This is a genomic window from Cohnella rhizosphaerae (assembly GCF_029525575.1).
GTDB lineage: Bacteria > Bacillota > Bacilli > Paenibacillales > Paenibacillaceae > Cohnella > Cohnella rhizosphaerae.
The window spans coordinates 1,655,088-1,673,930 of the sequence record NZ_JAPDIA010000008.1 but is presented as its reverse complement, the minus strand read 5'-3'; the positions used below and the strand labels follow the sequence as shown (position 1 = coordinate 1,673,930).

Genomic DNA, 18,843 nt, shown 5'->3' with positions numbered 1-18,843 from the left:
AAACGAGGAAAGGATCATTGAGCGGTTAGATATGATCCTCCTAGAGCTGAAGAACGAACGGAGCTTGCATTAGAAGATTCAAGTCTGATTTGAACCTGTTTCAAACGACCTCTTCGGAAGCCATAAGACGGCTGTAATAGAGGTGTCTTATCATTTGCAAGGTTTTATCGTACAATTCGTCTCGCAGGCAACGATTTATCAAGCGTTACGCGGTATAGCCGCACAACTCGTCTAGCGGCCCGCGTTTTATCGGGAGTTGCAAGGTAACAACGCACAACTGCGTCCCCAGCCCACGTTTTGCTCCGGGTTGTGCGGTACTGCCGCACAACTGAGCTCGCAACCAACGATTTGCCCGAAATTACGCGATTTTACCGCACAACGGCGTGCACCCGCCGTTCAGACGCGATGCAGTCGCCGATGGGCCGACGGCGTCATCCCGAGCTTGGCGGTGAAGACGCGGCTGAGGTAGAAGCCGTTCTCGTAGCCGCACTGCTGCGCGATCCAGTCGAGCGGCTGCGTGGTCTCCTCCAGCAGCCGGCATGCCCGTTCGAGCCGAAGACCGGTCACGAACTCGGTCGGCGTCGTTCGATATGCGGCGCGGAATCGCCGGGTCAACTGCACGGGGCTGATGCCGAGCGCATCCGAGAGCTCGCGCATGGCGAGCGGCTGATAGGCGCGTTCGAGCAGCCACTTGCGCGCTTCGACCATATCGGGCGCTGGCGCGTCGGACGAATAACGAGCCGCCGACTCGGCATGGCTTCGTTCGATCTCCATGAGTCGCCACAAGTCCTCCATCATGTGCTTCATCCGGCCCAGCGCGGGCTCCTGCCGAATCGCGCCTCCGATCTCCTTCATATACCGGTAGGTCGACAAGAGGCGCTCCGCGTCGCGGACCGTCCACCTTCCGCCAAGCGCCGCCGATTCATCCGGACCCGGCGCAACCTCCCAATCGAACTTGATGAAATGAAACGTCAGCGGCGACAACGCACGGCGATGGAAGGCGATGCCCGGCGGGCATACGACGAGGTCGCCGAAGCCGGCTTCGCCTGCATGCGCGCCGATCCGGTACGCGAACCGGCCGCGCTCGACCGCGAACATCGTCCATGCCGGATCCGTATCTTGCGCCAGCAGGAATTGCTCTTTTTTGACCCAGTACGTAAAGGCGAGCGGGTGCAGGGACCATTCGTTTTTCAAATATGCTACGCTCCCATCTGCGTGAAACAACGGATATGGATATCGTAATGGACTGCATGTTATTTGGCAAGTGAGACGATTAAGATGAAATGGAGGATAAACGTTCGATTCGAGGAGAGATCAGGGCATGCGGAACGAAACCGTAAAAACCGATATCACCGTGGTCGGAGGCGGACTGGCGGGCGTCAACGCGGCGATCGCGGCTGCGCGGCTGGGGCGGACCGTCGCGCTCGTCAACAACCGACCGGTGCTCGGCGGCAATTCGAGCAGCGAGGTGCGCGTCTGGGTGTGCGGAGCGACCGCGCACGGCACCCAGCGCTACGCGAGAGAGACCGGCATCATGGGCGAGCTGTTCGTGGAAAATCAATTTCGCAATAAGGAAGGCAATCCGTATTTCTGGGATATGGTCGTGCTGGAGGCGGTACGCGCGGAGCCGAACATCCAGCTGTTCCTGAATACGGACGTGCACGAGGTCGAAGCGGACGGAGAGGCGGACGATCGTACGATCCGCGCGGCGATCGGCTGGATGATGGGCTCGGAGCGGCGGATCCGTTTCGAGAGCGCGGTATATCTCGACTGTACGGGGGACGGGCTGGTCGGTTTTCTGGCCGGCGCACGGTACCGGCTGGGACGCGAAGCCAGAGCGGAATTCGGCGAAGAATGGGCGCCCGAGGTCGCCGACGAGATCACGCTCGGCAGCACGCTGCTTTTTTATACGAAAGACACCGGTCATCCGGTCAAGTATACGCCGCCGCGGATGGCGATCGACGTGACGAAAACGACGATACCCGAGCGTCGCATCATTCGGAGCGGGGACAACGGCTGCGCGTACTGGTGGATCGAATGGGGAGGCGAGCACGACACGGTCCACGACAACGAGCGGATTCGCGACGAGCTGTGGTCGGTCATCTACGGAATTTGGGATTATATTAAAAATTCCGGGAAGTTCGACGCGGAAAACATGACGTTGGAATGGGTCGGCGCGCTGCCCGGCAAACGCGAATATCGCCGCTTCGTCGGCGACTACGTGCTGAACCAGAACGATATTCTGGCGCAGCGGGAATTCGACGATCGCGTCGCGTTCGGCGGTTGGTCGATCGACCTGCACCCGCCGCAGGGCGTGTACGCGACCGAGTCGGGATCGAAGCATATGTTCGCGGACGGCGTCTATCACATTCCGTTCCGTTCGCTCTATTCGGCCAACGTGAACAACATGCTGATGGCCGGCCGCGACATCAGCGCGTCGCATGTCGCGTTCGGCACGACGCGCGTCATGGCGACCTGCGCCGTCATGGGCGAAGCCGCGGGCGCCGGCGCGGCGCTCTGCGCCGCCAAAGGCATCACGCCGCGCGAGCTTCACGGCAATCATCTGCGCGAGTTGCAGCAGACGCTGCTGCGCCAGGACGCCTCGATCATCGGGCTTCGCGGCGAAGACGAGGCCGATCTGGCGCGCCGCGCGAGCGTCTCGGCATCGAGCGAGCGAAGCCGCTTCGGCATCGAGCAGTCGGCGTATGCCATCCCGCTCGAGACCGACATCGGCATCACCGTGCCGGTCGATCCCAAGCTTGACGGTATCGAGCTGCTCGTGGACGCCGCTTCGCAGACGACGCTTGTCGTCGAGCTATGGGACACAGGCCGGCCGGAAAATTACGTGCCGCATGCCAAGCTTGCGGAAGCCTCGGTCGACTTGTCCGCCGGCGGCATGCAGTGGGCGAAGCTTGACTTAAGCTGGACGCCGCAGATGGCATGCAACGCTTTTCTCGTCGTCAAGGCGAACGAAGCGCTTTCGCTGCAGCTGTCGGACCGGCCGAGCTCGGGCGTGCTCGCTTATCGGAAGAGCGGTCTATCGAACCCATCGCGGCCCAACGAAGAACATCAGGCGGGGCAGCCGCTCGTCGCGTGGAGGAAGCATGAATTCGATCACGCGGCGCCATGCATCCGTCTGACGTCCGAGACGGCCGCTTTCGCCGCGGATAAGACCATCGACGGCTACCTCCGTCCTTACGGCGGGCCGCATCTGTGGTCGTCCGAGCGAATGACCGAAGGCCGCTCCGAATGGCTGGAGCTCGCATGGAACGAGCCGGCCCCGATTCGCGAGCTGCACCTCGTCTTCAACGACGACGTCAACGACGACTTGATCAATTTGCACCATCATATGACGCCGTACGAGGCGATGCCGACGCTCGTCAAGGACTACCGCGTCGAGGCCCTTAAGCACGACGAGTGGGTGACGGTCGCCGAAGGACGCGGCAATTACAAGCGCAAAAACGTCCATCGCCTCGAGGCGCCGTTGCAGTCCGATCGGCTGCGCATCGTCGTCGAAGCGACCAACGGCGCCGCGTATGCGGAGATCGTCGAAGTGCGCGTGTACGCCTAAATCGGTCTCTTCGAGCAGGGAGCCTCGCCTGCTAAACGCAAAGACGCGATACCGCTTCGCGAAGTTGGCGCTGCGGATCGCGTCTTTGCTTTATTTTCCCGGCTTACAGCAACTCGTTATTGCTTGTTCTCTTAAAAGAGGAATAAAATGGGGGGGAGCATGACGTTCATTCATAAACGTCCTTCATCAAAGCTACCACTTCCTCGAAGGCCAGGCCGAACGACTTGTAGTAGGCAACGTCGATCGCCATCTGCTTCGATACCATGTCGTTGCGCAGGCGGCGCATGTCCCCGGGCGTGAATTCGGCCACAAAACACCCTTTTCCCGTGACGGTATGAATCAAGCGGGAGCGTTCGAGCGCCTCCCAGGCTTTTTTTGACGGTGATGACGCTGATTTGCAATTCCAGCGCCGCCTGCCGTATCGGCGGCAAGCAATAGCCGCTCGGAAGCTCGCCTTTCAATATTTGAGCGCTGATCTGATCGAACAGCTGCTGGTAAATCGGTTTTTCGGATGCGCTCGAGATCGCTATGTTCATCATAGCTCCACTTTCCGGAAATGTCGGACCGATAATCGATAGGCCAGCGCCGTTAAAGCGGCGAAAATCGCGATCCCCGCGACCAAAATGAACGATTGCGCCGCGAGATGGCCGGTGCCGGTGTCGTTGATTACGCCAGACACGTCGGCGCTTGCGATTCCCGCCCATTGCGCGACTGCGGCAAAAAGCATCGCGGCCGCGATCGAAGCGATCGCCGCATTCCCGTGTTTGTACGCCGTTTTATAATAAATCGGAAAAAACAGGACATTAAAGATCGCCATCATCATCAGGCACAATCCCAAAAAAACCGATCGTCGGCGCGTAAAAGTAATAAATGAAATCGGGATACAAAAAAGCGATGAATGACGCCGAAAATGACCGCGAACGCGATATGGAGCAGCTCCAGACAGACGATGACGAGCATTCTCGCTTTGACCATATCCTTTTTGGCGACGGGCATCATGGACGTGAACAACAAATCGTTCTGCGCGCGAAAGCCGGCAAACATGTTGGGAATCGTAATCCAGCAAAAGTACAGCAGGACGAGGAAATAAATCCAGCCGGGAACGAGCATCAAAGCGCCTGTCAGCACGGGCATCGCCAAATACCACGGATTTACGCCCAGTTTGAAGTCCTTGATCAGCAGGTTATACAACATGCGCTTCCTCCTTTTTTGGCGTAATACACCATGATTTCCTCCAGGCTCGGCAAGGCGGACCGGATGCCCGTGTCGGGGTCGAAGTCGTCGGCGCGAATCAAGCCGGTAAAGCCGAAGGAAGTGATTCTGCAGGAGATGAGCTTGCTTCTGACTTGCTCGAGCTCGCTTTCCTTCCCGTTAAGCAAACGATAGGATGCCTTGAACGCCTCTTTGTCGGCGCTGTCGATAATTTGCCCGTCGTCGATGTACGTAATGAAGTCCGCGCACTTCTCCAGATCCGAGGTAATATGCGTGGAGAAAAGGATGCTGATCTCGCCGTCCGCCACGAGCGACTGGAAAATATCCAGCAGGTCGTCCCGCGCGACCGGATCGAGACCGCTGGTCGGTTCGTCGAGAATGAGCAGCTTCGCGCCATGCGAGAGTGCGAGGGCCAAGCTGTACTTCACCTTCATGCCGGTCGACAATTCGGCGATTTTTTTTGTTTTCGTCCAGTTTGAATCGTTTTAAGTAGGCATTGTAAGTCTTGTCGTCCCAGTTTTTGTAAAACTTCTTGAAGACGTCCGTCAACTTGCTTAACTTGCTCCGCGTGTAAAAATCGATGTCGCCGAACGCGCACCCGATGTCCTGCTTCAGCTCGAGCTCGTGATCCGCCATGCGCTTGCCAAAAATGCGCACGTCGCCGCTGTCCAGCCGGGCCAAGTTCAGGATCGATTTGATGGTCGTCGTTTTTCCGGCGCCGTTCGCGCCGATAAATCCCATGATATAGCCCTTTTCAAGCTGAAACGAGACATTCTTCAACTGAAAGCGGTCATATTTCTTATTTACGTTCCGGACATCCAACGCCAGCATAACAAGCCTCCCAGCTAAAATTGTGTATATCGTGTATGCACAATATATCATCCGCAAAACGCGCCGTCAAACGATAGCGCGCAAGGCTGACGCCGCTGCCATTATTTGAGGATAGGTAACCGATTGCCGATTGATTACGATAGAGACGGAAGTCTATCGACGATCGGAGCGCGTGATTCGTAATGTTGTGTAAAATAGTCGCTTCAGTCCGCAAAAAAGACTGCTGTCGCGGCGCTCGCCGCCGCGCTGGCAGGAGGGCCGGGCGCGCCCTGGTTAACGGCGTCCGCGGACGCCGCTTCGAGCACGCTCCCGTTTGACGACGTGCGCGACAATTTCGCCGCCCGGGCGATTGTGAACATGGCGGCGTTACATATTCTGACCGGCACGGGAGAGCGCCGCTTCGAGCCAGACAAGCCGGTAACCCGCGCGGAATTCATGACGATGCTGGACCGGCTGCTGCGCATCGAGCCCGTCGAGAGCGCGATTCCTTCTTTTTCGGACGTGCCGAAGTCGGCATGGTTTTATCGGTGGGTGCAGCCTGCGATTCAGTTAGGAATGGCCAAGGGGATGTCCGGCGCGTCGTTCGCGCCGTATCGCCCGGTGACGCGCGAAGAAGCGGCGGTCCTGATCGCGCGCGCTTTGAAACAGCCGGCGAACGCTGTACCGTCCGCGCAAATCTATCGGGATCAGACGCGAATCCGGGCCTGGTCGCTTGCGGCGGTGTACCGTCTGCGGCAGCTTGGCGTGATGGAGGGTGACGCCGACGGCACTTTTCGTCCCGGGGCTTCCATGACGAGGCAGGAGGCGGCCGTTCTGCTGGATCGGATATGGTCGTACCCGGGCTGGGCGGCGAAGATTGAGGCTACGCCCGACACGCCGATTCTGCTCGGCTGGCAATACGGGCAGTCGACCGCGCAGTATGAAAAGGAGGTGCTCGCTTCCGGCATCAATACGTTGTCGCCGCGTTCCTTTTTTCTCGACAAAACGGGCGGCGTCGCCGACAACGCGGACGCTTCGCTCGTCGCATGGGCGCACGGAAAAGGCAAGCGGGTGTGGGCGATGGTCGGCAACCGGTTCGACCAAGACGCGACTCATGCGATGCTGTCGGACGCGACGCGCCGAAGCGCGTTCGCACGGCAATTAGCCGCTTCGGTGCGGCGATACGGACTCGACGGGCTTAACGTCGACTTCGAAAACGTGGCGCCGGTCGATCGGAATTCTTTTACCGCATTCCTGACTGAATTGAACGACGAACTGGACAAGATTCCCGCCGTTCTGTCCGTCAACGTCTCGCCCGACTTCGGCACCGATTGGACGGAAGCGTTCGATTATGCCGCGCTGGGCAGAACGGCCGACTATGTCGTGCTGATGGGCTACGACGAGCACTGGGCCGGCGGCGAAGCGGGCTCGGTATCTTCGCTGCCTTGGCTGCGGCTAGGCTTGACCGCGCTGCTCGCGCAGGTGCCCGCAGGCAGGGTGGTGCTCGCGCTGCCGCTTTACAGCCGGGATTGGCGCACCGAAGCGGGCGCGTCCGGCTCCGAGGAGATCAGTCTGCTTCAGCAGAACGAACGGATGGCGGTTAAGCGCGCCAAGGTTAGCTGGGAGGAGAAGACCGGCCAATATTTCGCCTCTTACGGGGCGGCCGCGTCTTGGCATCGGATCTGGGCGGAGGACGGACGGTCGCTGTCGCTTAAAGCCGGACTCGGCCAATCGTACGGCATAGCCGGCTACGGCTTCTGGTATATGGGCGGGGGAGAGCCCGGACGTCTGGGCGAGCATGGCCAACGCCAGGCGGTTCGAATCGTATGCTTTTTAACCAACCATTGATTAATGGATCAGAATCCGCTTGCCGTATTCCAGATGGTCGGTCATGGCGGCTGCGGCTTCGTCGGGGCGTCCGGCGACGATCAGCTCGAAGATGCGGACGTGATCCTCGTAGGAAAAGCGGATGCGCGTCGTGTCCTTGCGCAGGACGCGAATCGCGATCCGGTACAGCTTGTCCTGCAAATTTTCCATCGATTGAATGATCTCGACGTTTTCGTGGCATTTCGCGAGCTGAAGGTGGAAGGCCGAATCGGCCGCCGTGAAGCCGGCATTGTCGTTCTGTTCCATGAAGGCCTTTTGCCGCGCAAGGTTGTCTCTGAACCATGCGCGTTCGTCCTCGCTCCAGGCGCGCGCGGACAGCTTGCGGACGACATGCGTCTCCAGCGCGACGCGGATGTCGTAGAAGTCGACCGCGCGCTGCACGGAAAAGTCGGCGACGAACAGCCCCTTGTTCGGGGTGTAGCGGACAAGCCCTTCGCTCTCCAGCCGCTCCAGCGCCGAACGGATCGGCGTCCGGCTCATCGAAAGCTTCTCTTCGAGCATGCGTTCGGTCATATAATCTCCGGGCTCGAATTCGCTGCCCAGGATCAGGTTTTTCAGCTCGGCATAGGCTTTTTCTTTAAGCGTCGTTTTCATGCTTTCCATTCTCCTCGAACAAAAGTTACGCTGGCTTCGAACCATTCCCGCTCCAGCTCGATCGTCCGTTCGACGCTGCCCGCGAACGGCGTCCATAGTTCAATGATCCAATTCGGCCGCCGGCGGCTTTTCTGCAGTTCCTCGCGCAGCAGGCTCCAATTCAGACGGCCTTGTCCGGTCGGCGTGCCCAGCACCGTGAAGCCCATCTGATGGTCGACTCTTTGAATGTCGAAGTCTTTGACATGCAGGCTTGCCGTATAGGGCGCCAGCGCGCGGATGACCGCATCCGGACTCTCGAGCGCGCCGAACGAATTGACGGTATCGAGGCAGCAGCCGAGGGAGGGCGAGTCGAAATGCGCGAACAGCGCGGCCAGCTGATCCGTCGTATGCAGCCCGTGATTTTCGATCGCGAGGACGATTCCCTTCGATTCATATATAGGCAGCGTAGCCTCGAGATCCCGGTAGGCCGACCGAATATCCGGTTCGGTAATCAAGGTGCGCACGAGCGGCGAACCGATCCGGAGCGCGAGGTCCGCATACAGCGTTAGCGACGCTGGCGCGGTGCCGCGAAGGCCGACCTCGAGCGCGATGCCCAACGCGCGCGCGCGCCGCACGAGCTCGTCAAGCTCCGCTTCGGGCAGCTCGTGCAGCGGCAGGTTGTCGGCGTATTGAACGACGCCGGCGCCTGCGTCTTTGGCTGCGGCCAGCAGTTCCCGTGCCGTAAGCGGACGCTTCGGCGGTTCGTATCCCGGCACGCCGATCGCCCAAGCGAGCGAATAACTGCCGATTCCCCATCCCATGCGCGATTCCTCCCCTTAGCTGCTGCAATAAAACTTCCAAATTCTTCGCGATTTGCTTTCAATTCATTGCGATCAATTTTCAGTTCTTTAGAAGTGTAACATGCCGGTTCGGCCCCTACAATACTTTCGGTATTTTTTTTGGTATACCAATTGTATTCAATGGTAAGGCGTGTTAATCTTAGCTTGAAATTGAAGCGGAAACTCGTCAATCGATCCGCGAACCGGGAGGGGTATCCAGTGACCAACATCGTCGCACTGATCGGCGCAGGCGGCAAAATGGGCTGCCGCATCACCGATAATTTAAAGGATTCGCTTTACGACATGAGGTATGTGGAAACGGGCGAGCGCGGCATCGCGCAGCTGGCGCAGCGGGGACTTGCGCCTTCGGCGCAGGAGGAAGCGGTGCCCGAAGCGGATATCGTCATTATGGCCGTGCCGGATGTCCGGATCGGAGCGGTGTCGGCGAACGTCGTGCCGCTTATGAAAAGCGGGGCGATGATGATTCTGCTGGACCCTGCCGCGGCGTATTTGAAGCAGCTGCCCGAGCGCGGCGATATCGTCTACTTCGTCTCTCACCCATGCCACCCGCCCGTGTTCAACGACGAGACGTCGCCGGAGGCGCGCCGCGATTACTTTGGGGGCGTCAAGGCGAAGCAGGCGATCGTCTGCGCGCTCGTGCAGGGGGACGATTCGCAGTATGCCCGCGGCGAAGAGACGGCCAAGGCGATGTTCGCGCCGGTGTTCCGTTCGCACCGGATCACGCTGGAGCAGATGGCGATCCTCGAGCCGACGATGGCGGAGACGGTGAGCTCGATGCTGGCGACGCTTATGCGCGAAGCGATGGACGAAGCCGTGAGCCGCGGCGTGCCCTACGAAGCCGCGCGCGACTTCATGCTCGGCCACGTCAACATTCAGCTCGCGATCGTGTTCGGCGAAGCGGGCAATCCGTTCTCCGACGCCTGCAAGATCGCGATCGAATACGGAAAGCGGTTCATGATCCAGCCGGACTGGCGAAGCCTGTTCGAGCCGTCCTCCGTCTACGAGCAGATCGACGCGATGCTGCATCCGGAAAAGCTGAATTCGGCGGGTTAGGAGCGTTTGAACATGCGAAAATGGAAGATCGGTCTCGTCGGAACGGGCTGGTGGTCCCAAAAGCATCTTGACGCCTGGGAGCGCATCGAGCGCGTAAGGATACAAGCGCTGTGCGACCGGGATCCGGGAAGACTGGCGGCGAAAGGCGATCGATACGGCGTACCCGAAGCGGAGCGCTACGCCGATCTTGGCTCCATGCTCGCGCATGCGGATCTCGATATCGTCGATATCGTGACCGGACCGGATACGCATGTCGAGCTGGTGCGGCAGGCGGCTGCGGCGGGCAAGCATATTTTGTGCCAGAAGCCGTTCGCGCGAAGCGAGGAGGAAGCCGGGGAGATGGTCGAACTGGCGCGCGCGGCGGGCGTCAGGCTCATGGTCACGGAAAATTGGCGCTGGCTCTCCCGTTTCCGGGAGATCAAACGGTTGCTGGATGAAGGGCGCTGCGGCAGACTTCATGCGATCCGCTACATTCATTCGGACTATTACACGCCGCGGATGCGGCCCGGCGTCCGGCTGCCGCAGCCCTTTTTTCGCGAGATGCCCCGCCTGCTTTTTTACGAGATGGGCGCGCATTGGTTCGATACCTGGCGCTTCCTTTTCGGTACGCCTTCCCGGCTCTACGCAGAGACGTCGACGGTCAGTCCCTACGTTCGCGGAGAGGACGCGGGCATCGTCACGCTCGGCTACGACGACGGCCGATACGGATACATGGACATGAGCTGGGCGACCAGGCAGAAGCTGGACGAGCCGCTCGGCGAGGCTGTCGGTCCGGTTCATCTGGAGCAGATGATCGTGGACGGGGAGGACGGGACGATCAAGCTGTACGCGGACGGCGCGATCGGGTTCGTGCAGCGGGACGGCGGCGGCGAATCGGCCGTGCTCGAGGCGCATCCGCTGGACCAAGAGGAGAGCCATCTTCGGCTTCAAACGCATTTTATCCAATGCCTGGCGGACGGACGGCCGTTCGAGACGAGCGGCGAAGACAATCTGACGACGCTTCGCATGATATTCGGCACGTACGAGAGCGCCGCCGGCCACGTGCCGGTCTACTTCAAGCGAGAGGAGCGGGGGAGCGATATGACGATCATCGACGTACACGCCCATCTCGGCGCGGACTGCGTATTCGACGAGACGTTCACGGAGGAGGAGCTGATTGACAAGCATAACGGGCACGGGATCGGCCTGTCGATCGTGCAGCCGGCTTCGTGTCACGATCTCGAGTCGGTGCGGGCGCAGCACGACGCCGTCTATGCGCTCGCCGGCCGGTATCCCGGACAATTCCTAGGCATGGCTAATCCGAATCCGCATCTTAAAGATGAAGCGTACGCGGAGGAGATTCGGCGCTGCGTCGAGGAGCTCGGCTTCGTCGGCATCAAGCTGCACACATCGGCGCATGCCGTCCATCCGGACAGTCGCGACGGGCGCAAGGTGTTCGAGCAGGGCCGCAAATGGAACGTTCCCGTCATGGTGCATACGGGAGCGGGCATCCCGTTCGCGAATCCGGCCAATCTGATGCCGGTCGCGGAGCGGTTCCCCGACGTGAACATCGTGATGGCTCACTGCGGCATGATGATCATGGCGGGCGAGACGGCGCTCGCGATGGAGCGGCACGACAATCTGTACGCGGACATCACGTGGACGGCGGGCTTCCAGATCCGGCGCTGGGCGGAGACGTTCGGCGCGCGACGCTTCCTGTTCGGATCGGATCACGCGGACAACGCCGGCGCAGAGATCGGCAAGCTGCGCACGTGCGGACTGTCGGCGGAGGATCAGGCATGGATTTTCGGCAAAAGCGCGGAAGCGCTGTATCGCATTCAAATCGGGAGGGACAACGCATGAGTCTGACGATCGACCCGTCGAAATCTTATTTTTTAAAGGACGGCAGCAAGTTTTTCTATCTGGCGGATACCGCATGGAGCGTCTTCTCCAACGCCACGACGGAGGAGTGGGCGTCGTATCTGGACTTCAGAGCGGGCCAAGGGTTCAACGCCGTACAGATCTCCATTCTGCCGATTATCCACGATCGGAGCGAATCCAGCCTTGGCCTGTATCCGTTTCATGTGCGGGAGGACGGGAGCTGGGATTTCTCGCGTTTCGACGAGCCGTTTTTCGAACGGGCCGGCCAGATGACGGCGCTCGCGCGCGCCAAGGGATTCCTGCCCGTGCTGGTCGTCCTCTGGGGCGACTATGCGCCCGGCAACTGGATGAGCCGGATCACGGAAAACCGGTACGTCATGCCGCGCGATTCGGTCGCGCCTTACGTCGAATACGTATCCCGTACGTTCGGCAAGTACGAGCCGATGTACTTCATCAGCGGCGATACGAACTTCGAGACCGGCGAGGCCGACGACTATTACGTGGAAGCGCTGCATGCGCTTAAACGGCTGGAGCCGGGCGCGCTGACGGCGATGCACTGCGGCGGAAGCGTGGTCGACCTGACCGCGCGCCTCGAACAGGATTCGGCGCTCGACTTTTACGCGTATCAATCGAGCCATAGCATCGACGGCCAGCACGAGACGTACGCCATGGCGCTGAAGCTGAACGCCAAGCCGGTCAAGCGGCCCGTCATGAACGTGGAGCCTTGCTACGAAGGTCACGGCTATGGCGGCAAGTACGGACGGTACGACGCGTTCATGATCCGCAGGGCGTTCTGGACGAGCGTGCTCTCCGGCGCGGCGACGGGCTTCGGCTACGGCGCGCACGGCGTCTGGTCCTGGCATCGCCGGGGTCAGGCGTTCAACAACGAAGGCTTCTCGATGACGCCGTACGACTGGCGCACGTCGCTCCGGTTCGAAGGCGCGCGGGACGCGGCTTTCGGCAAGTGGCTGTTCGAGCGCTACGATCTGTTCGGCTGGCAGTCGGCGCAGACGCTGCTCGCGATCGACGAGCCCGAGATTCGCGTCGCCGCTTCGGCGGATCGCGGCGGCGTCGCGATCTACGCGCCGTACGCCAGAAGCCTTCCGTTGCTGCTCGGCGAGGAGCGCTACGACTGGGAAGCGTTCGATCTGCGCGCCCGTTATCCGCTCGTGCCGAGCGTGCGCGTCGCCGGCGCGGCGACGGTGCTGGAGCTGCCCGAAGCGAACGCGGACGTGCTGTATATCGGGAAGCGAGCCTGATCGCTTCGCCATCGTATCTGTCTATTGATCCTTGATGAGATCCGCGAGATCCGCATGCTTAACGGCATGCGGATTTTTTCAATGACATAGCATCACGTACCGGCGAAAGGCCCCCTTTTTGACGAGGCCGCGATCCGCTATGGCGAACCCGGCAGCCTCCAGCATGCCGTCGATCGGTTCGATGGACACGACCGCGACGCGAGCCGCAATCCGGCGGGCGTGCCGGAGAATAGAGAGCTGCTCCCCCGGAGGTAATCCTCGAAACGTGATTGTACGGCAAATCCACGATGGCCGCATCGTAGCCTGCGCGCGCATCGGCGATCGGACCGAGGAAGACCTCGCCTTGCAGACCGAAAAAAGGCGAGGTTTTCGCGCGCGCCGGCCGCCAGCTGCGGATTGATCTCGCGGCCGACGATGTCGATGCCCATCGACAGCGCCTCGACGAGGACGGTTCCGATGCCGCAGCATGGATCGATGGCCGCGATGCCTTCAGGGCGCGGAACCGCGATATTCGCGACCGCTCTTGCGACTCGCGCGGGCAGCGCCATCGAGTATTGGCGCGGCTTGTCCATATGCTTCAGCCATTCGGCGCGATTTTTAACATAAGCTCCGAAATACCAGCGTCCGCCCAGCGTCACCACCCCAAAAAAGATGGTCCGGATGACGCATATCCGCTTTACCCTTGATTCGAAGTCCGATTTGACGCTCGATCCCGCGTTTACCTTCGTAATTTATTTTTTCGGCAGCCGTCAGATCGTTCGTCTTCACGAACAGCACCTTAAACGACGAATGAAGCGCGGGCATATTCGCCGCTTGAACCGAGATATCGTCGACGCAGTCGCCCTCGTACCATACTTCAATGCGTTCCCGGATAAACGGACTTCGGCTGGGGTCGATGGCGACGCTGCTTTTAAAAACCGGCCATTCCGGGTCGATGCCGAACAAAGCGCGCAGCTCCAGACGGCACAGCGAACGCTCGTCTTCATGCGCCGCGCAAGTGTAAAGGTATTGGATGGAATTCGGAGAAAGTGTCAAAGCCTAACCGCCTTTGGATGAAGTTCCTATCGCTTATTATACACGGAAGCAGGATAAGGGAGGCGCCGGATGGAATAAGATGGAGACGCTGAAAAAAAAGGGGGGTTGACTTTGGAACCGAACGACAGAAGCCTCTTCGCGCCATTCAAGGCGCTCACGGAAGCGGAGCAGCTTCAAATCACGTCCGCGCTATCGCTGCATTTCGGGGAACCGATCGCGGTGACCGAAGCCGATTTATCGAAGAGAAGCCATGACGAAGTCGAGATCATTAAAAACGTAATAAGCGGCTGGATCCTCACGAAGAACGCTCGACCGGATATTGCGGAAGCGCACGAAAGGCTTAAAGATACGAAGCTGCCGCATATCGTATCGTTCGGTCGCAGCGACGACGGTCAAGATCCGTTTCGTGTAGGGCTGGTACGAGCGGACATTCAGGATGCGCCCCTCATTCATGAAATGCAAGTAAGCGCTTTTACGCCTTTGCTGCGTAAATACGAGGACTTCGATACGAATCCGGCCAACGAAACGGTAGCGCGAATCGTCGAACGGCTTAATCAACCTTTTACCGAATACTACCTGATCGTACTCTCCACGCTACCGGTCGGGGCGATTCGGATCGTTAACGAACAAAATAAAACGTACCGTGTTAGTCCGATCTTTCTAATGCCCGAGTATCAAGGTCGGGGGATCGCGCAAATCGTATTCGCGTTGATCGAGCGACAATACGCGGATGCAGCGAAGTGGGCGCTGGCTACCATCCGGCAGGAGGCGGGCCTTTGCTACCTGTACGAAAAACTGGGGTACAGATTAACCGAGGGAAGCAAGGTTATTAACGACAAGATGAAGATCGTTTTTTTATGAAAAGCGGATGGATGGCGGGACGGACCGACAGCTTAGAGGATGATCGGCAAAGCATGGATTCGAATCGCGAAACGAGGACGATTTCTTGCGTTTAACGCCTATGAACCGTGCGGATCAAGGCTTTAATTGCCAGCACGCGCATGCGCGAGCCGCGCGTCCGACGCGGCGTCCAGGCAGGAGCGTCGTCATCCTGCCGTTCCTGTCCGCGGTCGAGAACAGCGTCAGCGTCTCGACGACCTCCTGCTTCCCGCGATCCCACCGAGTCTCCGCAGCATCCATCATCGGCATGGCCCCCTTTCGCATTTACGCGGATTGAACATAGCCATTCGCACGTTCACATCCTCAATTTTTAGCTATATCCTATCACATGGCATGTTAAATATTAGGAATCGGCTTGCGTTTGCAAGCGATTACAGTATTGTATAGTCGAAAATATCGCGAAAGACACGAATGTTCAAAATATATCGTATCGCGGGTAAGGCTCTGCGTGGAACAATGGGGGCGCACCACCATTCGAACCGCAGAGGAGGATTCAAGTAATGAGCAAGAGCGCAGCGTCAAGAAGCTTAGTATGGCTGTTGGTCGCGGTATTTATTGTCGGCATGGGCATGGTCTCGTACGTTCAGCGTTCGCACGCGGCGACGAACTACTACGTCAGTCCGTCGGGGAGCGACGCGACCGGTACGGGGACGTCGGCGAGCCCTTGGAAGACGATCGCCTATGCGGCGGCGCATGTGCCGGCCGGCGCGGGCAACACGATCGTGCTGTCGGCGGGAACGTTCACGGAGACGCAGCCGATCCAACTGCCGGTTGGCGTAAACGTCACGGGAGCCGGCGTCTCGCAGACGACGGTATCCGCCGGTTCGCTTCCGGCCGCCAGCGGACGCAACGAGCTGTTCCTGCTGATCTCGTCGTCGCACGCGAACGGCAATCAGACGCTGAGCGGATTCAAGATCGACGGCCAGTCGAAGGCGCTTGAGGCGGGCTTCCACGTCGAGGGACGCGACAACGTCGTCATCCACGACGTGAACGTGCAAAACACCAAGCATACGGCGATGCGGATCATCGCCAGCTGGAGCCCGACGGACACGGTGCCGCCGTCCTTCTATTTGACGGGCATCCAAGTTTACAATTGCGTGCTGACGAATGTGGCTCAGGATCTGGCCAACTGGACGTCCGGCGCCATCCTGATCGGCGGCGTCGACGGCGCGCTCCTTCATCACAACACGATCAACGAAACCGCCGGCTTCGGCATCAAGTTCGAGAGCAATGGCTGGTTCAAGGGGCTCAAGGTATACGACAACACGATCAATACGAACAGCTACGATACGAAATGGGGAGCGGACGCGTCTCTCGAATTTTGGAACATTTACGACGGCAGCGAGATTTACAACAATACGCTCAACAACTGGGTGTCGCTGGTCAACCGGTTCCTGGGTACGGGGACGACGTTGACCTTCCGCGACAACACCGTGATCAACACGCGCGACGATACGCCGGTGGCGGGCATCGAGCTGGCGGCGGGCAACGCCAAGGTGTACAACAACTACCTCGAGCAGTTCCGGTGGGGCGTCGGCATGTGGCAGGAGAAGTACGTTAGCAACAACGAGATCTATAACAACGTGTTTTATAATCGCGTACTGCCCGCAGACGCCTACAATTCCGGCATCTTTTTCGAAAATCTTAACGTCGGCTATGCCTATGACAACAACAAAATCTACAACAACTACTTCAACAATTTCGAGCAGGCCGTCTGGTACAAGATCGTCGGCAATTCGCCAATCACGAACACGAAGTTCCAGAACAATATCGTCGAAGACATGTCCTACGCGCTCATTCTGACGGCGTCGGACACGAATTATTTGTCCAATACGACGATGACCTACAATGTGCTGAACAACGTGCCGGCCGTATTGCGTCCGTTCGGCGCGGCGCCGTCCAACCTGGTAACGACGAACAATTTGACGGGAAATCCGGGGCTGAACAAATCCGGGGCGAAGCCTGATCCGTACTTCCGTCCTTCGTCGTCGTCGAGTCTCGTCGTCAACGCCGGCACGAACGTCGGACTGCCCTACAGCGGCGCCGCGCCCGATATCGGCCGGTACGAATGGACCGGGACCGGCGGCGGCACGGATACGACGGCGCCGACCGCGCCAACGGGACTCGCTTCGCCATCCAAGACGGACACGACGGTCAGCCTGACCTGGACGGCATCGACGGACAATGTCGGCGTGGCCGGCTATGACGTCTATCGCGGCACGACGAAGGTCAATTCGTCCCTGATCACGGGCACGAGCCACACGGTGACCGGTCTCGCCGCGTCTACCGCGTATACGTTCACGGTCAAGGCGAAGGATGCGGCCGGCAACGAATCGGCGGCAAGCGCAGCGCTGTCCGTGACCACCAACGCCGCCTCCTCGGGCGGTAGCGTCTACGAGTCCGAAGCGACCGCCAATACGCTGACCGGCGGCGCCTGGAGGGCGACCTGCTCGACGTGCTCGGGCGGCTATTCGGTGAACAACATCGGCAACAACGACGGCACGCTCCAGTTCAACGGCGTGGCCGCGTCTTCGGCGGGCAGCTATACGGCCAGGGTGTATTACAAAAACGGGGATGCCTCGGCAAGAACGGGGCTGATGAGCGTAAACGGAGGCACGGCGGTCACCGTGACCTTCGCACCGACGGGCAGCTGGACGACGGTCGGCTACGTCGACGTGACGGTGAGTCTGAACGCGGGCAGCAACACGATCAAGTTCTACCATAACGCAGGATCGTACGCGCCGGACTTCGACAAGCTGACGCGGCTGTAGGATGGATTAGCGATTCAAGCACGTGCGTCAAAGGGGGCCGCGAGGCCTCCTTTTTTACTTTCCAAAAGATGCTGACCGGAAACAAACGCCGCCTGTCGTTCTGCACAATGGGAGATAGCCCCGGATAGAAGCAAACAGCCACATGCCGAAGCCGCGATCAACGCGAAAGTCCCGGATAGAAACAAACAGCCACGCGCCGAAGCCGCGATCAACGCGAAAGTCCCGGATAGAAACAAACAGCCACATGCCGAAGCCGCGATCATCGCGAAAGTCCCGGATAGAAACAAACAGCCACATGCCGAAGCCTCGATCATCTCGAAAGTCCCGGTTAGAAACAAACGGCCACGCGCCGAAGCCGCGATCAACGCGAAAGTCCGGGATAGAAACAAACAGCCACGCGCCGAAGCCGCGATCAACGCGAAAGTCCCGGATAGAAACAAACAGCCACGCGCCGAAGCCGCGATCAACGCGAAAGTCCCGGATAGAAACAAACAGCCACATGCCGAAGCCGCGATCATCGCGAAAGTCCCGGATAGAAACAAACAGCCACATGCCGAAGCCTCGATCATCTCGAAAGTCCCGGTTAGAAACAAACGGCCACGCGCCGAAGCCGCGATCAACGCGAAAGTCCGGGATAGAAACAAACAGCCACATGCCGAAGCCGCGATCATCGCGAAACTCCCGGATAGAAACAAACAGCCACGCGCCGAAGCCTCGATCATCGCCAAAGTCCCGGATAGAAACAAACAGCCTTTCGACGCAGCCGCATTCCTCGGCACGGTTCTGCATCGAACCAAGTCAAGTGTCCGACCCTCCGATTTCCTTTTCGGCAGTCATGTACAAAACGTATAGTCGGCTGCCTCCGATACGGGTATCGACGTTCACTTCATACAGTAGCTCCCGGGCCCGCCGCGCCGCATACTGGCCCCAAGACGTCAGCTGCCGCAAGCGCGAGGCGGGCGAACGAACGCAAGCAAAGATTATCGGCGCCATACATTTTTAAGCAATCCGGAGGTGCACCATGCCAAACGCTCCAATCGCTGTCCGTAGAT

The 18,843-nt window shown here is 59.4% G+C and carries 15 protein-coding genes and 2 pseudogenes; 7 read left to right on the top strand and 10 right to left on the bottom strand.

Translation table 11 applies throughout. The features are described 5' to 3' along the window. Nucleotides 1–396 precede the first annotated feature (396 nt). Nucleotides 397–1,194, bottom strand: a complete 798-nt coding sequence (locus OMP40_RS31505; protein ID WP_277537172.1) for a helix-turn-helix domain-containing protein — start codon at nucleotides 1,192–1,194, stop codon at nucleotides 397–399. Nucleotides 1,195–1,321: 127 nt separating this feature from the next. Here OMP40_RS31505 and OMP40_RS31500 point away from each other — a divergent pair, with 127 nt between their 5' ends. Next, nucleotides 1,322–3,571 (top strand): FAD-dependent oxidoreductase, encoded by a 2,250-nt coding sequence (locus tag OMP40_RS31500; protein ID WP_277537170.1) that lies wholly within the window; start codon nucleotides 1,322–1,324, stop codon nucleotides 3,569–3,571. 166 nt (nucleotides 3,572–3,737) lie between these two features. Here OMP40_RS31500 and OMP40_RS40740 read toward each other — a convergent pair whose 3' ends face one another. The 4 genes and pseudogenes from OMP40_RS40740 to OMP40_RS31485 all read right to left on the bottom strand — a co-directional run bounded on the left by OMP40_RS40740 (nucleotide 3,738) and on the right by OMP40_RS31485 (nucleotide 5,614). Further along, nucleotides 3,738–3,881 (bottom strand): hypothetical protein, encoded by a 144-nt coding sequence (locus OMP40_RS40740; RefSeq protein ID WP_338131294.1) that lies wholly within the window; start codon nucleotides 3,879–3,881, stop codon nucleotides 3,738–3,740. Nucleotides 3,882–4,106: 225 nt separating this feature from the next. Next, nucleotides 4,107–4,394 (bottom strand): hypothetical protein, encoded by a 288-nt coding sequence (locus OMP40_RS40735; RefSeq protein ID WP_338131293.1) that lies wholly within the window; start codon nucleotides 4,392–4,394, stop codon nucleotides 4,107–4,109. Beyond that, nucleotides 4,394–4,765, bottom strand: coding sequence for an ABC-2 transporter permease (locus tag OMP40_RS40730; RefSeq protein WP_338131292.1), 372 nt, complete (start codon nucleotides 4,763–4,765; stop codon nucleotides 4,394–4,396). Before OMP40_RS40730 ends, OMP40_RS40735 begins: the two co-directional genes overlap by 1 nt. After that, nucleotides 4,747–5,614: pseudogene (locus OMP40_RS31485) on the bottom strand (ABC transporter ATP-binding protein). Before OMP40_RS31485 ends, OMP40_RS40730 begins: the two are co-directional and overlap by 19 nt. Nucleotides 5,615–5,971: 357 nt before the next feature. Between OMP40_RS31485 and OMP40_RS31480 the strand changes: the two are divergent. Beyond that, complete coding sequence (locus tag OMP40_RS31480; RefSeq protein ID WP_277537168.1) at nucleotides 5,972–7,441, top strand: S-layer homology domain-containing protein; 1,470 nt, start codon at nucleotides 5,972–5,974, stop codon at nucleotides 7,439–7,441. Here OMP40_RS31480 and OMP40_RS31475 read toward each other — a convergent pair whose 3' ends face one another. Continuing rightward, nucleotides 7,442–8,074, bottom strand: a complete 633-nt coding sequence (locus OMP40_RS31475) for a GntR family transcriptional regulator (protein WP_277537165.1) — start codon at nucleotides 8,072–8,074, stop codon at nucleotides 7,442–7,444. Beyond that, entirely contained in the window at nucleotides 8,071–8,874 is an 804-nt protein-coding gene (locus OMP40_RS31470; protein ID WP_277537163.1) for a sugar phosphate isomerase/epimerase family protein, read from the bottom strand. Before OMP40_RS31470 ends, OMP40_RS31475 begins: the two co-directional genes overlap by 4 nt. Nucleotides 8,875–9,111: 237 nt before the next feature. Here OMP40_RS31470 and OMP40_RS31465 point away from each other — a divergent pair, with 237 nt between their 5' ends. The 3 genes from OMP40_RS31465 to OMP40_RS31455 are packed head-to-tail and all read left to right on the top strand — an operon-like array spanning nucleotide 9,112 to nucleotide 13,085. Beyond that, entirely contained in the window at nucleotides 9,112–9,966 is an 855-nt protein-coding gene (locus tag OMP40_RS31465; protein ID WP_277537161.1) for a phosphogluconate dehydrogenase C-terminal domain-containing protein, read from the top strand. Between the two features lie 12 nt (nucleotides 9,967–9,978). Continuing rightward, on the top strand, nucleotides 9,979–11,808 hold the full coding sequence (locus OMP40_RS31460) for an amidohydrolase family protein (protein ID WP_277537159.1): 1,830 nt from the start codon (nucleotides 9,979–9,981) through the stop codon (nucleotides 11,806–11,808). Continuing rightward, nucleotides 11,805–13,085, top strand: a complete 1,281-nt coding sequence (locus tag OMP40_RS31455; protein WP_277537157.1) for an apiosidase-like domain-containing protein — start codon at nucleotides 11,805–11,807, stop codon at nucleotides 13,083–13,085. The genes OMP40_RS31460 and OMP40_RS31455 overlap by 4 nt, the downstream gene beginning before the upstream one ends. A gap of 78 nt (nucleotides 13,086–13,163) precedes the next feature. On the opposite strand, the pseudogene OMP40_RS31450 reads toward OMP40_RS31455, so the two are convergent. After that, nucleotides 13,164–14,099 (bottom strand): annotated as a pseudogene (locus tag OMP40_RS31450) (TRM11 family SAM-dependent methyltransferase). Nucleotides 14,100–14,231: 132 nt separating this feature from the next. Here OMP40_RS31450 and OMP40_RS31445 point away from each other — a divergent pair. Next, a complete protein-coding gene (locus tag OMP40_RS31445; RefSeq protein ID WP_277537154.1) occupies nucleotides 14,232–14,981 on the top strand; it encodes a GNAT family N-acetyltransferase in 750 nt (249 codons plus the stop codon). A gap of 114 nt (nucleotides 14,982–15,095) precedes the next feature. Here the strand turns inward: OMP40_RS31445 and OMP40_RS31440 are convergent, their stop codons facing one another. Beyond that, nucleotides 15,096–15,263, bottom strand: coding sequence for a hypothetical protein (locus tag OMP40_RS31440; protein ID WP_277537152.1), 168 nt, complete (start codon nucleotides 15,261–15,263; stop codon nucleotides 15,096–15,098). A gap of 257 nt (nucleotides 15,264–15,520) precedes the next feature. On the opposite strand from OMP40_RS31440, the gene OMP40_RS31435 reads away from it, so the two are divergent. After that, nucleotides 15,521–17,791, top strand: a complete 2,271-nt coding sequence (locus OMP40_RS31435) for a fibronectin type III domain-containing protein (RefSeq protein WP_277537150.1) — start codon at nucleotides 15,521–15,523, stop codon at nucleotides 17,789–17,791. 54 nt (nucleotides 17,792–17,845) lie between these two features. On the opposite strand, the gene OMP40_RS31430 is transcribed toward OMP40_RS31435, so the two are convergent. Beyond that, a complete protein-coding gene (locus OMP40_RS31430; protein ID WP_277537148.1) occupies nucleotides 17,846–18,580 on the bottom strand; it encodes a hypothetical protein in 735 nt (244 codons plus the stop codon). Nucleotides 18,581–18,843: the final 263 nt, after the last annotated feature.

Bases quoted from the DNA above. Each gene is read 5' to 3' on its own strand.
- OMP40_RS31435 (WP_277537150.1), top strand. From the start codon at position 15,521: ATGAGCAAGAGCGCAGCGTCAAGAAGCTTAGTATGGCTGTTGGTCGCG.
- OMP40_RS31460 (WP_277537159.1), top strand. From the start codon at position 9,979: ATGCGAAAATGGAAGATCGGTCTCGTCGGAACGGGCTGGTGGTCCCAA.
- OMP40_RS40730 (WP_338131292.1), bottom strand. From the start codon at position 4,765: ATGTTGTATAACCTGCTGATCAAGGACTTCAAACTGGGCGTAAATCCG.
- OMP40_RS31480 (WP_277537168.1), top strand. From the start codon at position 5,972: ATGGCGGCGTTACATATTCTGACCGGCACGGGAGAGCGCCGCTTCGAG.
- OMP40_RS31430 (WP_277537148.1), bottom strand. From the start codon at position 18,580: ATGCAGAACCGTGCCGAGGAATGCGGCTGCGTCGAAAGGCTGTTTGTT.
- OMP40_RS31500 (WP_277537170.1), top strand. From the start codon at position 1,322: ATGCGGAACGAAACCGTAAAAACCGATATCACCGTGGTCGGAGGCGGA.
- OMP40_RS31455 (WP_277537157.1), top strand. From the start codon at position 11,805: ATGAGTCTGACGATCGACCCGTCGAAATCTTATTTTTTAAAGGACGGC.
- OMP40_RS31440 (WP_277537152.1), bottom strand. From the start codon at position 15,263: ATGATGGATGCTGCGGAGACTCGGTGGGATCGCGGGAAGCAGGAGGTC.
- OMP40_RS31470 (WP_277537163.1), bottom strand. From the start codon at position 8,874: ATGGGATGGGGAATCGGCAGTTATTCGCTCGCTTGGGCGATCGGCGTG.
- OMP40_RS40735 (WP_338131293.1), bottom strand. From the start codon at position 4,394: ATGATGATGGCGATCTTTAATGTCCTGTTTTTTCCGATTTATTATAAA.
- OMP40_RS31475 (WP_277537165.1), bottom strand. From the start codon at position 8,074: ATGAAAACGACGCTTAAAGAAAAAGCCTATGCCGAGCTGAAAAACCTG.